The sequence below is a fragment of the Streptomyces erythrochromogenes genome (genome assembly GCF_040684695.1).
GTDB lineage: Bacteria > Actinomycetota > Actinomycetes > Streptomycetales > Streptomycetaceae > Streptomyces > Streptomyces erythrochromogenes_C.
The window spans coordinates 195,325-209,344 of sequence record NZ_JBFBGM010000001.1 but is presented as its reverse complement, the minus strand read 5'-3'; the positions used below and the strand labels follow the sequence as shown (position 1 = coordinate 209,344).

Sequence of the window (14,020 nt, the reverse complement as noted above, 5' to 3'; positions counted from 1 at the left end):
CGGGGCATGGGAACCAGGCCCAGGGGCGGGCGTGGGGTTCAGCGAGGGGATGCGGCCGGTGGGGGCCGGGCTCAGAGCTGAGCGAGTGCGGCGGTGGCCACCGGCAGGGCAACGCCCATGCGAGTTCCCAACTGGACCGCTGTGATCGGCGCTTCGTGCTCGGTGCGGTGGGTGTCCGCGATGCGCCGGGCCGCGTCCAGCAGGGCAGCCGGCAGAGCCGGGCCGGAGGCGGGTCGAGCCGTCTTGGCGACGGTGGCGGGAAGAACGGCGGCCGGAGCCGGGGCGGGCTGCGGTTCCTCGGCCGAGGCGGCAACGACGTCCGGGATGAGGGTCGGGGGTGCTGATTCGGGTGCGGGTGCTTCGTCGTGCACCGGCTCAGAGAGAGCAGCGGCGGTTTCCTCCAAGTGCGGAGTGGGGTGGGTGAGGGTGTGGAACTGGGCGAGGAAGGCGGGGCCGACGTGGCCCCAGCCGAGGAGTAGGAGCGGGGCGACGGTGTCCAGGCAGGCCCGGCCGTAGCGTCCGGCCAGCAGGGGTTCGGCGGTGTTCAGAGCGAGGGTGAGCAGCCCGCACAGGTGCAGCAGCCGGGTACCGGACCGCAACTCCGCCTTGGACACGCCGCGCAGGGCCAGGAACCGCAGTGCGACCAGGAGCCCGACGACGGACAGGTCGACCATGGGGGCGATCAGCGGCGCGATCGGGTGGGGGACGCCGAGGCGCAGGGCGAGTGCCCAGACGTTACCGAAGGAGAAGACGAACGCCAGGGCCGCAATGACCGCCATGACCACGGTCACGGTGCGCCGGGTGAACCGTTCCTCCGCCATGATCTCAACCTCCTTGCTGGCATGGTGAGTTCGGGATCACTTGGTGAGCGAGGGTGCGGGTGTTGCCGTCCGGCCGGTCGTACGGAGCAGGGCGTCCAGGCACAGGTCCGGGTCGGCGGTCAGGTGCGAGGTGTCCTCGGCGACGCGGGCGGCGTCGGTGTCGGAGACGTAGGGGGTGCGGATGCGGGTGTAGCCGGGGCGGCCCTGCATCGCCATCACAGCGACGCCGACGTAGGCGGGGTCCTGCAAGGTGACCGGGCTGGCGTCGGGCCAGTTGCGGATGTCCTCACCCAGAGCGGCCACCGCGGCTTCTACGGTCTTCTGCGCGAAGGAGAGCCCGATGGGGCACACGTCACGGATGAAGGTCGGGATGGCGTCGCCGGTGGTCTTCTGGCTGATCAGGATCACCAGGATGCCGACGCTGCGGCCCTTCTTGACCAGGTCCTCCACCAGCCGGGCGTTCTCCGCCGTCAGCGCGGCAAGGCGCTTGGTGGTGGCGTCGCTGCCCTTGTACTCGCGGAAGTACGTGTGCGCCTCATCGATGATCAGGACCGTGAGCGGCCACTCAGGGGAGGGGCCGACGTGCCACATGTTCTTCACGCCCAGCACGTCCCGGATGGTCGCCGAGCGCCGCTTGCGCAGCTCGACAAGGCGTTTGAACAGCGCGTTCGCCTCATCGAGGTCGTCCCCGCAGAACGCGAACATCCGCTTGACCAGGTCGGCGTAGTCGCCTTCCGAGGCCCGTGACACCTTCCCGTCCGCGCCCGCGATCTGCACGGCGGCGGAGGGTGCGAAGTCGCAGACGAACTTGTTGACCCCTGAGGTCTTGCCCGCGCCCGGGAAGCCGGCCACGGTCACCCCGGGCACGTTGGCCAGGGACACCCACACCTTCGCGGCGTACTCGTCCACGCCCAGCTCCCAGCGTGTCAGGTCCGTGAGTGGTCGGCCGGTGGGCCGGTGGGTGGTCGGAGTGGTCAGCGGGTCGGAGCGCACGCCCCGGATGACCACCTTGCCGGGGCCGTCCGGGAGTACGGACACGCGCGTGCACCGCCAGGCGTCGGCCAGGAACCGGGCCGACTTCTGGTATTCCTCCAGTCCGACCTGCGGCAGCGTCCTGGCCTGCACGATGACTCCGAACTGGTCCGGCTTCACCTTGATCTTCGGCGTCAGGATCCGGGGAGCGGGGGTGGCACCGTCCTTCTGCGCGGTGATCTGCGCGAGCAGGCCCGGGGTCTTGTCGGTGACCGTCAGTCCGGCCATCCGGGCGAGCCGTACCCAACCCCAGCGGACCCGGACGGCCTGCCGCATGCTGGCCCGCGTGCCCCGGTCGGCCCGCACGTAGCAAACCACCGTCACCAGCAGCCACACACCGACCAACGCCGTAGCGATCGGCAGCGCGTACGACGCGTATCCCGTGACGGCTTCCATGTCAGGCCCCCTCTTCGCGTATCAGGCGGAACATGTCGCCCAGGTCGAGGCGGGCCGCCTGTTCCGGGCTCAGGCCGAGCAGATCGAGCACGGCAGCCGAGGCGGCGAAGGTGGCCTTGCCTTCCGTGTTCGGCAGGGGGCGGAGCGGGGACAACGCCCGCTCCGACGCGGGGTGTTCGAAGCAGGTCACTGGGCGGCCTCCGCCGTCACCAGCTCCAGGCGGGAAGCCCGGTAGGCGACGCCGTCGGAGAGCTGCCCGTTGAAGATCCGCGCCCACGGGGTGGCGAACAGCTCCACCGGCCGCACCATCGCCCCGGGCTTGAGCCCGGCCGCAAGGCCGGTCTCCGGCACGGTGATCTTCAGGACCTCGGCGCGGCCGTCCTCCATGAGCATCACGGTCACCGTGTACAGCGACGCGCCAGTCTCCCGGTCGGTGGCGACCTCCCCGGTCTGCTGGTCCTTGATCTTCAGCACCGGATCGGTGCCCGCGATGCAGACCGCCGACGGCAGCAGGGCAACACGGATTCGAGTCATGGCCATGCCATCACATCCTCGTTCGATGGAGTCGCTTGATCGACTCACCATGACCATAGCGGCACACTCGCTACACCCGCAACACTCGATTCGTATCGCTACACCGATACGACTGGAACGCCGAGGACGCCCGGGTGTGCCGCGAGTGCCGACGCCGCTACCCTCGTGCCATGAAGCTGCCCCTGGGAGAGGACCCCCGGCCGCCGTACGTCCAGGCCGCCGACGTCCTGCGCACCGCCATCCATGACGGCGAGCTGCGCCCCGGCGAGCGCCTCCCCGCCGCGCGCGAGCTGCAACGACGCTTCGGCATCGCCAGCTCCACGGTCCAAAACGCCCTGCGGGTCCTCAAGGAGGAGGGGCTGATCTACTCCGTCCTCGGCCGGGGCAGCTACGTACGCGCGCCAAAGCCGGTGGTGACCACCGAAGCGGAGGTGGCCGCAGCAGAAGACGAAGTCGATCTCGGCGAGTCCGATCCTGAGTACACCGGTCTCGGTGACCTCCGGCGCGGTTGGCAGACCGCCGACAGCCCCGCTGACGATCCCCGCCCCCCGTACGTGCGGACCGCGGACGAACTCCGCAAGCAGATCCAGGACGGCCAGCTAGCACCCGGGGCCAAGCTCCCCTCCGCCCGCGACCTGCAAGCCCAGTACGGCATCGCCAACTCCACCGCGCAGAACGCCCTGCGCGTCCTCAAGGAGGAGGGGCTGATCTACTCCGTGCAGGGCCGGGGCGTCTTCGTCCGACAGCTCAGCCCGCGCGATCAGTTCCTCAAGCGCTACAACGAGGGGCTGGAGGAAATGGCGGCGCAGCGTCGAGCGGACGAGGAAGCGGCACGGCTCAGCGGAAAGAGCGATGACGAGGTGGCCGCCGAACTCGCCGCCGCCGAGGAGCGGTTCACCAAGGCCAGCACCGAGTTCGAAGCCGCTACCGCCCACCGCGACGCCATGCGCGCCGTCATGGAGCAACGCAAGCGCCTCAGCGGCAACTACACGCCCGAAGAACAGGCCGCCAGCGTCCAGCGCCTGCACGACCGGCTGAACGAAGGCAGACGCCGACGCTGAACCGGCCGCACCAGACGGAGCAGCAGGAGACGCAGCACGGGGTTGTCGGGTCCCAGCTGATGCACGACGTTCTGGTCCCACCTGAGGCTTGACGGTAGGCCTAGGAAACATGAGAAGCCCCGTGGGGCTTGTTCGCTTTCACGTTACGGACGGGGACGTCGGTCGTGCGGCGGATCACGCGGATCTGGCCGTCCAGCTCGACGGTGATCGTCGTGTCCGACACGTGCACGGTCACGGTCTGGCCGGCATAGGGACGGCCGAGCGGGACGGTCTGTCGGCAGACCATGATCGTGCCGACCGTGCTGATCCGCCGCTGCACGCTGACCGGCTCCACGCGGGCCCGTGGCGGCGGGCCGGCCGGACGCAGACCACGCAGCCGGCTGACTTCCTCGCTGGTCAGCGGGTTGGGCCGCACCCGCAGCAGCTCCCGCGAGGCCGGATCGAAGAACGACAGCGTCTCGTCGTCGATCCGGATGCCCACCTGTCGGCCGCCCAGGATCTCTGCCGCCAGCACCTGATGCCCGGCCAGGCCCACCAGGCCGCTGTCGTTCACCGCCCGGTCCACCTCGAACGCGGCCCCGTCCCCGGCAGGCAGCGGCGGCGGCCCGGCCGCACGTCCACCCCGGGCGGCCAGCTGCGCGAGGTCCGCCACCGACAGGTGCGAACGCACGCTCTTGATCCGCGTCCCGGCGACCAGCAGATGGATCACCGAAGTGTCCGCCCAGAGCGTCACCGTCAGGCCTGAGCGGGCCGGACCGAGCCAGAACTGCTTGCCCGCGACCTGCAGATTCCCACTCGCAGGCACCACCCGCTCGAACTCCACCGGCCCACCCTCGTCCACCTGCACCACCTCAGGAAGAGGGACACGAGCAGGTACCGCCCCGACCGGATCCGGCACCGCAACGGGAGCCGCCCGCTGCTGCGGGACCAGGGCGAGCACGGCGGGCAACCGCAGGCCCAGTACGTCCCGCTCCTGCTCGGGAACCGGGGTGAACCGGTCGCCCGGAGACTGCATGTCCAGGGCCTGATGCGGGCGATCGGAGTTGTACTCCTGCACCCAACGATCCAGCGCCGCCTGAGCCTCCCCGATGCTCTCGAACACGCCGCAGTCGTCGAGGAGTTCACGCCGCAGGGTCTGATGGAACCGCTCGACCTTGCCCGTCGTGGTCGGCGACGTCGGCTGCGTGAGCCGGTGCTTGATGCCGTTCTCCCGGCAGATCCGGTCGAACAGCACCTCACCACCACGGCCGAACCGGGCGGTGAACTGCTTGCCGTTGTCGGTGAGCACCTCTTCCGGCACCCCGAACGTCTGCAGGGCCCGGGCGAAGGCCGCGCAGACCGCCCGACCCGTCGCCCGCTCGACCACCGACGCGATCACGCAGTACCGGGAATGGTCATCCACCCCGGTCACGATCTTCGCCTCGGTCAGCTCGCCGGTCACCGGGTCGACCAGCATCACGCCGCCGACGATGTCCATCTGCCACAGCTGCATCGCACGCTCGCGCTGCCAGCGCTTGTAATCCGACCGCTTCCGCCGCCGAACCCCCGGCTCGACCAGCCCATGGCGCACGAGGATCCGATACACGGTCATCCGCGACGGCACCGGGCTCACCGTCCCGGACCGCTCCAGCACATGAGCGATCCGCCGCGGACCCCACCTCGGATGCTTGCGCCGCAGCTCACACACGGCCGCTTCCACCTCGGCAGAAGCCTGATGAGGACACGACGCAGGCCTACGCGACCGGTCCACCAGCCCCGCCAGGCCCGCAGCCGCATACCTCGACTTCCACCCGCTCACCGTCTGCCGCGACACCCCCAGCGACGCGGCGATCTCCGTCACCGTCGCACCCGCCAGCACCGCGAGCACAGCCCGGTATCTCTGCTCGACAACCGACAACTCCACCAGAGCCAATCCCGGCCTCCCGCCACACGCCGCAACGACGTGCACAGAAAAGCCGATCACGGCCACCGTCAACCATCAGCTGGGATCGAAGTGTCAAGCATCTCCCGGGACCGGACAGACGCAGCACGGGGTGAGCTGTTCAGAGTTTCTTTACTTGATCAAGGCGGCCCGCTGGCGCGGCCCGCGCGTGCCCGGCCCCTCGGGGCCGCCGCCCGCTCCTGTCTCCGCCCCGCTCGCCGACGACCCCGCCGGACCGGGCACGCAACAACCCACACAGCAAAGCCTTTCCAGGGGCTCCGCCCCAGACCCCGGCCCTCCCTCCGAGGGGGCGAGTATGGCGGGTGCGGCTTGGTCGTGGTGTGGGGTTCGGGGGTCGCGGGAGGGGGTCCCTCGCCGCCCGGTCACCGGAGGCGTACCAGGAACCCTCGGGGGCCGCCAAGGCCGAGCGCACGCGTCACGAAGTGAGCCTTGGCGGCCCCCGAGGAACCCTGGCACGGCGAAGCTGCCCGACCGACGAGGGACCCCCTCCCGCTCAGGCCCCGATCCTGCCGGAGTTCCGGCCCGTCACGTGGTGGGGCACCCCTGTGGGCGGGTGTCTGCCGGATCGCCCCCGGTTGATGTGGCGGCCGGGCGTACCGTGGAGTGGGAGGTGGTGAGTTGATGACTACGGAGCTGGCCGACAACGTCCGCAAGTACCGGCGCCGCGCGGGGATGAGCCAGGAGGAACTGGCCCACGCCGCAGGCGTATCGCCGGGCACGGTACGCAAGGCCGAGCAGGGCGGCACTCTCCGCATGGAGACCCTGCACATGCTCGCCCGAGCGCTGGGGGTGACCACCGCCGCCTTGATGGCGTCCGATGCCCCGGAGCCCGTCGGGCGGAGCGAGGAGCCGAACCGCGTCAACCTGATTCAGCTCCGCGCCGCCCTCACCCCAGCCGTCGGGCTCGTGGACCAGGACGCCGAAGCCGTGGGCGAGGAACCGAACCTGCGTACCTTCCGGCGGACGCTGCAAGACGCACGGGTGCTGTACTTCTCCGACAGCTACAAGAGTGTCGCGGCTCAACTGCCGGGCCTGCTGCGTGATGCCGCGAGGGCTGTCGCCTACTACGACAGCGGGGACGAGCACCGGCAGGCCCTGCTGGCCCGCGCCGAGGCGCTGCGTCTGGCCGGCACCTACCTCACCCAGGTGCGGCAGTACGACATCGCGTACGCCGCTGTGCGCGGCGCCGTCATGGACGCCCGTCAGGCCAAGGACATGCTTGCGGCGGGCTCCGGGGTCGGCTGCATGTGCTGGCTGCTGGTGCGTCAGGGCCGGTTGGACGAGGCGGAACAGGTCGCCGCCCGGAGCATGGACGCGGTGGAGCCGAAGATCACCGGTGCCGAGCCGGACCACTACGCGGTGTGGGGCGGCCTGGCGATGGAGGCCGCCGCCGCAGCCGCGAGGAACAACCGTCCCGACGAGGCGAAGGAGTACCGTCAAGCCGCCCGGGTCGCGGCAACCGCGGTTGGGACGGCGCATCGCAACGTCTCCCGCCACTGGTCCGTCTTTGGGCCGGTCACCGCCGCGGTCAAGGCACTCGAAGACTCCCTGGTCATCGGCGACGCCCGCGCGGTGGTGCGCAAGGCAGGCGAGCAGGAGGAGTTGTCGCCCAAGGCGTGGAAGCGTCTGGGCAGGCCCAGCACCAACGACGGGAACCGCTTCACCCTCGACGTGGCGCGCGCCCACACCCGAACCGGCGACCTGTCCGCCGCCATGGACGAGTTGACCCGTGCCAGGGAAGCCGCCCCGCAGTGGCTGCGGCACCAGAACGGGGCCGCCGAGACCATGCAGGAGATCCTGGGCAAGCGTAAGCGCACCCTCACAACGGAGATGCGCGAAATGGCCGACTACCTGGGCGTTGTCGGGTAGCTGCCACGCAGCGTGGGAGTTCGTGAACCAAGGGTCGCGAACTGCCATGGCTACAGCCTGGGGTGACGATCAGTCAGTGCCTACGGTCGGTGTGTCCACGATCAGTGACCCAGGCCGGGGGTGCCCAGTGAGCCAGCCCAGGAGCGATGCCGACTGCATGCGCCGCAGAGAGTTGTACGACGCCGCGTCGGGTGGGGGAGGCCCCCGCTTACTGCCGTGGACCAGCCCGGAGGGGAAGGCCTGTTACCTGAGCACCGATGGCCGGGGCTACCTCTCCGCCCTCGCCGACAGCATCGAGACGGTACAGCTCAGCATGGGCGAGGAACTGTTGGAGTACGCCCGAGACGCCACAGCACCCGGCGCGAAAACCCTGTCGGCGACCGAATACCGCTGGCTGGCCCGCCGGTTGACAGAAGCCCTGGCGGACGTGCTCCGGGTCGCGGACTCACGCGGGCAGCGCATCCCGGATCACGAAGAGGCGACCGAGGATGCCTGACTCTCCGAACGCCGGCGCACCAGTGCGCGATGCCTCTCGGGGGCGCTACCGCTTCCGCGAGTACCACGTGACCACCGTCCCCGACCCCATGGCCCTGCCAGCGTTCGAGGCGGTCTGCGTCACCGGCGAAGAGCGCAACTGCGGCGCCACCTCAGGCACGCTGCACACCTCGGACGAGCTGACCCGTTGGATCGCCGGACACTGCGCCCAGAGCGGCCACGAGCTGTACGAGCAGACCGTCCGCGCCCTCGTCCGCGCCGAGCCCGGCGCGTGGCAGTAGAGCCCCGCTGCACCGACACCAGGCAGCGGCAGCGGCAGCGGCAGCGAAATCGTGCGCCCTGAGCTGTTGACGGCAGTAGCGACGGCAACACCCACGGATTTCCCCGCACAACCACGGACACCAGCGGAACGCAAATCACGTGCTGACCTGCGAAGAAGCAGGTAGAGGGGTGCCGCGTAGCACACGTATTATGTGCTGGCAGGCGCCATGCCAGTCCTGGTTCACAACTGCAGCACTGGCGATCCGTTGGTTGAGCACGCCGATCAAATTCGCAATCAAACGGGTGTGAAGTTCGTATCGGAGTACACGTCTCCTTCGGGTCAGATTTACTACGGACGCAACAAGCATGGCCAGCAGGCGAGCGGCCCCCTGCAGACGGCTCTGGACGAGGTTGGCCATCATGGAGGTTGCGCCGAGGTTCATTGCCTCATTCAGGCTCAGGCAGCTGAGGGTCCTGCTGCAATCAGGGGAGGCACAATGCGTACGGTGCAATCGAGAAACAACTCCATGCCGACGTCAAATACAACGGGACACGGTGAACCAGCCAGCCCTTGTGGTCGCTGCGCCCGACTGCTGGATTACCTTGGTATTGGATAGCCGTCATGATCAGATTTGATTCTTTGCGCCCCGATCTACTGCGAGCTCTTCGTGACGCTGGCTGGCACCCTCAAAGGAGGGTTAGCGTCAGCCCTTGGCTCGACACCTTGCAGCAGGAAGGCTATCCGCCCAATCCGCAGGCCGAGGAAATCCTTGCCGCGCTGGGTGGGCTGGCCGTTGAGCCAGTAAATCAGTCTGGCCCAAACTTCAGCAACGATGAACCATTCAATTTCGACCCCATCTCGGCTGGGTCGGGCCAGCGGGGCCTGGCGTCGGAGATTGAGGGAGTCCTGGGCGGGCACTACTTTCCGATCGGCGAATGGCTCAGTTATTCGAGCGTTTTCATAGAAGCCGATGGGAAGGTGGTAGCCGCTGGGCTCGGATGGATCTGGGAGATGGGCTCCACCTTAGAAGATGCTTTGGGGTTGGCGATTTGCGCAGATCGCCCCCTAGTATGTCTGTACTCCGACCCAGGGCTAGAACCATGGCCTCACTGAATTCACGGCAGTAAATCGAAGCCTCGCCAGGCGCGTCCTGGCGGGGCTTCTGCGTGGAGCGAGGCAGCAATTGACGCAACGTCAGCGGATGAAGGAGGGACAGGGGGACGGGTCGTGGAAGCGAAGTGACTGGGGAAGAACGATGCCACTTCTGAGTCATCTCCATACCATCCGAGTAACTACTTCGACGAGTCGAAGGTTGTCGATCAAGCGCGTCGTCTGCCGATGCTAGATAACACCCTCGGCGGGTCAGGCGTTCGATATGCGATATTCAATCCGGCGGGAGTGAATTTCTTCCGGAGGCATTCCGGGAATGGCTCCCCGATCAGATTGGGAGTGGAAAATTGAAGGCGTTCCATGTTCCCGGAGATGGGGGTGCGAATGCGACCGAGTGCATTCCGGGCATTCTTGCTCGCTTCTCCCAAGTTTCTTCTCCTGCGTCACCCGGGACCTGCATTTTGCGGATAGGCTGGAGTCTGACGGGTGGGCGCTGGAGAAGCTGGGGCTGCGTAGAATTTGGGTGAGTGGAGATACTTCTGCGCGTCAGTATGGGTCAAATTCGACGCTAGAGGTTGAGATTAGCGTCTCGTTTCCCAACGATGATGATCTTTCCAGTGAGGAGGTGATGCTGACCGAGTTCTCTCGAAAATTCGAAGAGGTGACTGCGGAAGTTCGGTCGACCCGCGGGGATCCTGCATTCATTGGAAAGTATGACGACGGAGGATTTCCGGTTGATTGTGACGCAGTGATGCTCGCCTCCTGGAGCCTTTCTGATCTCCATGTAATGGTTGCGCTCAAGCATGAAGATCAGGGGCTTCCGTTCCGGATTGTTCTGAAACTTCTGCAGTAGCGGAAGTTTGCAACAAATGGACACGTAAGGCTGATCCCTCCTCGGCGCCATCGAGGAGGGATCTATTGTGTACGGCGTTGCAAGACGTCATCTCGACCCCGCGAGCGGGTGGGATCCAAGGGCTTGGCGGAGTGGCTAGGGGTCGGCCACGACTCATTCCACGCCGCCGCCCTCGGGGCCCAGGAACACCGCTTCGGAGATGACGCGGCTGGTGTGAGTGTCTTCCCAACTCACCGACGAACTGCACGACCGCTTCGCACCCCCTGGCCGGGTCGTAGATTCGGGCTCCCCCCAAAGCCAGGAAGGGCAGCTGCTCACGATGGCCCGCCCCGGTCTGCGCCCCACAGGAATCGCTCCACGCCTCGCTCGGCACGTGCCCGCAGGAAGGGGCTGGGATCAGGGCCGCCGGGGGTGTCGTCCCCCGGCGCGTATTCGGGCTCCTGCTGCAGCGCGCCGCCCCGGTTTGGATGGGGAGGCGGGGCGGGTGCGTCATCAACGGGCATGAGGGTGTCGAGCGTGGCGTTCCAGCCGTCTTCGCCTCCACCCTCGGGGCACAGACGATAGACCGTGGTGCCGGTGTCTGCCGGATGTCTATGACGACAACAGTACGGGAGGTGGCGGTGTCGTAGGCAAGATCGCCGTGCAAAGGCCAGCGCGGGTCAGGATCATCCGCTTCATGTCGTACGCGGTCATGGTCGGTGCGACGCACAGAGGTCATGTAGCGGAACGTATGCAGTCGGCCACCGCCGAATATGAACTCGTGGAGTACCCGCAGATTAGTCCAGCGACAAGCGTCCGGTCATGCCGCGCAGACGCTGGCGGGTCGCGACCCACTCTGGATAGATGATCTTCCGCAAAGTCGCCCGCGCGACAGGGTGGTTGCGGACCAGCTGCGGAGCGATGCGTTCGGCGGTCTCCAGCTCGTCAGGGCCTGGTCGCGGTTCCCGTCCCACAGCCACGCGCGGGCAGGGTCCATGTGGTGGTGCCCGAGGCGGGAATTCGGCAGGACCGCGATGTGCGCGGGGTCCGCCTCCCGGTTGAGGCGGAGCGCCTTCGTCGGTCGCTCAAGGCGGCGCTGACGCTGTGGAGGATGACGTTGCCGAGGCTGAAGGTGACCGAGTGCCGGTCGTGGATCTCGGGCCCGACGTAGGCATTGACCCGCTCGCTGGCCGCACGGGCCAGGGCCGGGCGCTCGTCCGATCCGGCCGCGTTCGCGCCCCGCACGTACGAGATCGCGGCCTGCAGGTGCAGGGCGCCCCACATGCACAGGGCCAGCGGATCCCCGGCCTCGTACTCCGCCTCGATGCCGGCGAGTGCCTTGTCGCCGAGGGCGAGAGCGTCGTTCCAGTCGGCGGAGGCCCACGTGTCCCACATCCGCATCCACAACGCCATCGCGGGCATCACCGGGTCACCGGGTCACCGGGTCACCGGGTCACCGGGTCACCGGGTCACCGGGTCACCGGACAACTGTGCCGACCAGGTGGCCCGTTCGCAGGCCATCGCGACAAGCTCGGGGTGCCCGAGGGCGTGGGCGGCGGTGTGGGCCAACTGCAGGCCACCGCGTAGATCGCGAACGCCTCTTCACGCTCGTGGCCGTCGGACACCTCGGCAAGAGCGCGGGCCTCCCGTAGCATGTCCGGCAGCTCGCTCAGCACGGCCCCGTTCGCCGCCGCGTCACGCAGCCGCAGAAGACGCTTCTTGTCATGCCACACAGCGCGGACGAGCGCGGAGTGCCGTCGAAGACCGGGGCCGGGTCGTAGCGGCGCAGCTCCCGCAGGATGGAGGCCGCGGACACCTGCCATTTGGTCTCGCCGCCGCCCCTTGTGTACGGACGCTCGATCAGGGTGTTCGGGTGGCAGTGGAGGGCGGCGGCCACCGCGTTGATCAGCCCGGCCCGGTCCGGCTCGATCCGGCCCTTCTCCAGCTTCGACACCCAGCCCTGGGTCCGGCCCAGTGCGGCTGCGAGGTCGGCCTGCGTCATCCCGAGAGAGAGCCGCTGCCGTCGGACCCGCTGCCCGAACCGCTCTTGTTCCTCGATGTACCCGCTCACACCCGCCGCCCGATCCGCAACCTCACGTCTGACGCGACGCTACCGCCGCGACGGGGCCAGAGGCGGCCTTTGGCCCACGGATCCCACACGGCGAGAACGAGCGACGCGCGGCGGGGGCCTGACCAGCCGCAGGGCAGGGGGCCCTCGGGGGCGGAAGCACGCACGTGGTGGTCTCCCGCCCCCAAAACTAGGCCGTGTGTCGAAAGTTGCCGAGAGGCAACGTTGTGGCGGGCTGGAGCGTCTATGGGATTGCCGGACTCGGCTTGGCCAGGGTGTGTTGAGGGGGGCTTGTGGAGCGGGGTAAGGGGAAGCAGGACGGTCCGGGGCGAGGGCTGAACGCTTACGAGAGGGTTCTTGCAGAGGACCGTCGCGTCGTGCGCGATATGTTCCGCGTGAGCATCGGCGGTGCCCATGCCGGGCTCGCCATAACGGTCTTCATCGTGGCCTTGTTCGCCATCATTGGCGGCACCGTATGGGCTCTGATCGTCGGCGGAGCGGTTGCATTCTGGTTCGCCGTCGCCCTTATCGCAGTTGCCAGTGGCGGTCGCCGCGGGTGGGCCGCAGTCAAGCGCGCTTACCTCTTGACTTTCGGCTGGGCCGGCTGGCTGTGATCACCGCGAGGGTATGGCGGACGCGAGCAGGCAGTACCGGCAGCTCCGTCCGTCACAGCCATTCCCCGATCGCGGCGACAAGGACGGTGGCTTCAAAGCGGACGGCGAGTTTGTCGAATCGGGTGGCGACCGCCCGGTGTCTCTTGAGCCGGTTGATCCCGCACTCGACCGCATGGCGCTCGCGGTAGTCGGCCGGGTCGAAGCGTGGCGGCCGTCCGCCGCGGGAGCCGAGCTTCTGGCGGTTGCGTGCCTGGTCGGCCTTGTCCGGGATGGTGCAGCGGATCCCCCGGCGGCGCAGGTAGGCGCGGTTCCTACGGGAGGCATACGCTTTGTCCGCCCGCACCCGGTCGGGGCGGACGCGTGGCCGGCCCGGCCCGATGCGGGGCACGCGGACCTTCTCCAGCACGGGCTCGAACTGTGGTGAGTCCCCGCGCTGACCGGCCGTGATCACAATCGACATGGGCTTTTGGCCCTGCTCGACAGCCAGGTGCAGCTTGGTGGTGAACCCGCCGCGTGAACGTCCGAGCCCGTGATCTCCGGGCTCGGTGAACACGCCACCCGGCGGTTCCTTTTGCAGGTCACCCTGCTTGCGGGCCCCGGCCGCATGCTGATGGGCGCGGCACACTGTGGAGTCAACACTCAGGTCCCACACGATCGCACCCTTGGCGTCAGCCTGGGACTGCAGTCGGGTGAGGAACCGGTGCCAGGTGCCGTCCCGCTGCCACCGGCGGAACAGGTCATAGACCCGGCTCCACGGCCCGTACTCGACGGGCATGTCCCGCCATGGCACACCGGTACGGACCCGGAACCGTATGCCGTCGATCAGCTGCCGCCGAGGCCAGACCGGCGGTCGCCCCGCCTTCGTGCCCTTCGGCAGCAGCGGCTCCAGCACCGCCCACTGCTCGTCCGTGAGATCTCCCCGACCCATGAACCTTGATCATTCACAGCCCAAGATCCACTTTCGATACACGGCCTAGTCCACCC

Annotated in this window: 13 protein-coding genes and 1 pseudogene; 7 read left to right on the top strand and 7 right to left on the bottom strand. The window is 68.1% G+C overall.

The window, feature by feature from the left end:
* Positions 1-71: 71 nt before the first annotated feature.
* The 4 genes from AB0O53_RS00865 to AB0O53_RS00850 are packed head-to-tail and all read right to left on the bottom strand — an operon-like array spanning position 72 to position 2,789.
* Positions 72-821: a DUF2637 domain-containing protein gene (locus tag AB0O53_RS00865; RefSeq protein ID WP_365192479.1), complete on the bottom strand. Its 750-nt coding sequence runs from the start codon at positions 819-821 to the stop codon at positions 72-74.
* Positions 822-857: 36 nt separating this feature from the next.
* On the bottom strand, positions 858-2,249 hold the full coding sequence (locus AB0O53_RS00860; protein ID WP_365192478.1) for a cell division protein FtsK: 1,392 nt from the start codon (positions 2,247-2,249) through the stop codon (positions 858-860).
* Between the two features lies 1 nt (position 2,250).
* The gene (locus tag AB0O53_RS00855; RefSeq protein WP_365192476.1) at positions 2,251-2,439 is read right to left on the bottom strand and encodes a hypothetical protein; all 189 of its coding nucleotides are present in this window, start codon (positions 2,437-2,439) and stop codon (positions 2,251-2,253) included.
* Positions 2,436-2,789: an SCO3933 family regulatory protein gene (locus AB0O53_RS00850; RefSeq protein ID WP_365192474.1), complete on the bottom strand. Its 354-nt coding sequence runs from the start codon at positions 2,787-2,789 to the stop codon at positions 2,436-2,438. The genes AB0O53_RS00855 and AB0O53_RS00850 overlap by 4 nt, the downstream gene beginning before the upstream one ends.
* A 164-nt stretch (positions 2,790-2,953) precedes the next feature.
* Here AB0O53_RS00850 and AB0O53_RS00845 point away from each other — a divergent pair, with 164 nt between their 5' ends.
* Positions 2,954-3,844 carry a GntR family transcriptional regulator gene (locus AB0O53_RS00845; protein ID WP_365192472.1) on the top strand — a complete coding sequence of 297 codons (891 nt, stop codon included), beginning with the start codon at positions 2,954-2,956 and terminating at the stop codon, positions 3,842-3,844.
* Positions 3,845-3,944: 100 nt separating this feature from the next.
* On the opposite strand, the gene AB0O53_RS00840 is transcribed toward AB0O53_RS00845, so the two are convergent.
* Positions 3,945-5,756 (bottom strand): IS481 family transposase, encoded by a 1,812-nt coding sequence (locus AB0O53_RS00840; RefSeq protein ID WP_365192470.1) that lies wholly within the window; start codon positions 5,754-5,756, stop codon positions 3,945-3,947.
* 651 nt (positions 5,757-6,407) lie between these two features.
* Here AB0O53_RS00840 and AB0O53_RS00835 point away from each other — a divergent pair.
* The 5 genes from AB0O53_RS00835 to AB0O53_RS00815 all read left to right on the top strand — a co-directional run bounded on the left by AB0O53_RS00835 (position 6,408) and on the right by AB0O53_RS00815 (position 10,375).
* Entirely contained in the window at positions 6,408-7,655 is a 1,248-nt protein-coding gene (locus AB0O53_RS00835) for a helix-turn-helix domain-containing protein (RefSeq protein ID WP_365192468.1), read from the top strand.
* A 157-nt stretch (positions 7,656-7,812) separates the two neighbouring features.
* Complete coding sequence (locus AB0O53_RS00830; protein WP_365192466.1) at positions 7,813-8,151, top strand: hypothetical protein; 339 nt, start codon at positions 7,813-7,815, stop codon at positions 8,149-8,151.
* Positions 8,144-8,431 carry a DUF7848 domain-containing protein gene (locus AB0O53_RS00825; protein ID WP_365192464.1) on the top strand — a complete coding sequence of 96 codons (288 nt, stop codon included), beginning with the start codon at positions 8,144-8,146 and terminating at the stop codon, positions 8,429-8,431. The genes AB0O53_RS00830 and AB0O53_RS00825 overlap by 8 nt, the downstream gene beginning before the upstream one ends.
* A 602-nt stretch (positions 8,432-9,033) precedes the next feature.
* Positions 9,034-9,525: an SUKH-3 domain-containing protein gene (locus AB0O53_RS00820; RefSeq protein WP_365192462.1), complete on the top strand. Its 492-nt coding sequence runs from the start codon at positions 9,034-9,036 to the stop codon at positions 9,523-9,525.
* Positions 9,526-10,150: 625 nt separating this feature from the next.
* Entirely contained in the window at positions 10,151-10,375 is a 225-nt protein-coding gene (locus AB0O53_RS00815) for a hypothetical protein (RefSeq protein ID WP_365192460.1), read from the top strand.
* A 776-nt stretch (positions 10,376-11,151) separates the two neighbouring features.
* Here AB0O53_RS00815 and AB0O53_RS00810 read toward each other — a convergent pair.
* A pseudogene (locus AB0O53_RS00810) lies at positions 11,152-12,356 on the bottom strand (helix-turn-helix domain-containing protein).
* Positions 12,357-12,799: 443 nt separating this feature from the next.
* Between AB0O53_RS00810 and AB0O53_RS00805 the strand changes: the two are divergent.
* Complete coding sequence (locus tag AB0O53_RS00805) at positions 12,800-13,036, top strand: hypothetical protein (RefSeq protein WP_365192458.1); 237 nt, start codon at positions 12,800-12,802, stop codon at positions 13,034-13,036.
* A gap of 52 nt (positions 13,037-13,088) precedes the next feature.
* Here the strand turns inward: AB0O53_RS00805 and AB0O53_RS00800 are convergent, their stop codons facing one another.
* Positions 13,089-13,964 (bottom strand): IS5 family transposase, encoded by an 876-nt coding sequence (locus tag AB0O53_RS00800; protein WP_365192456.1) that lies wholly within the window; start codon positions 13,962-13,964, stop codon positions 13,089-13,091.
* Positions 13,965-14,020: the final 56 nt, after the last annotated feature.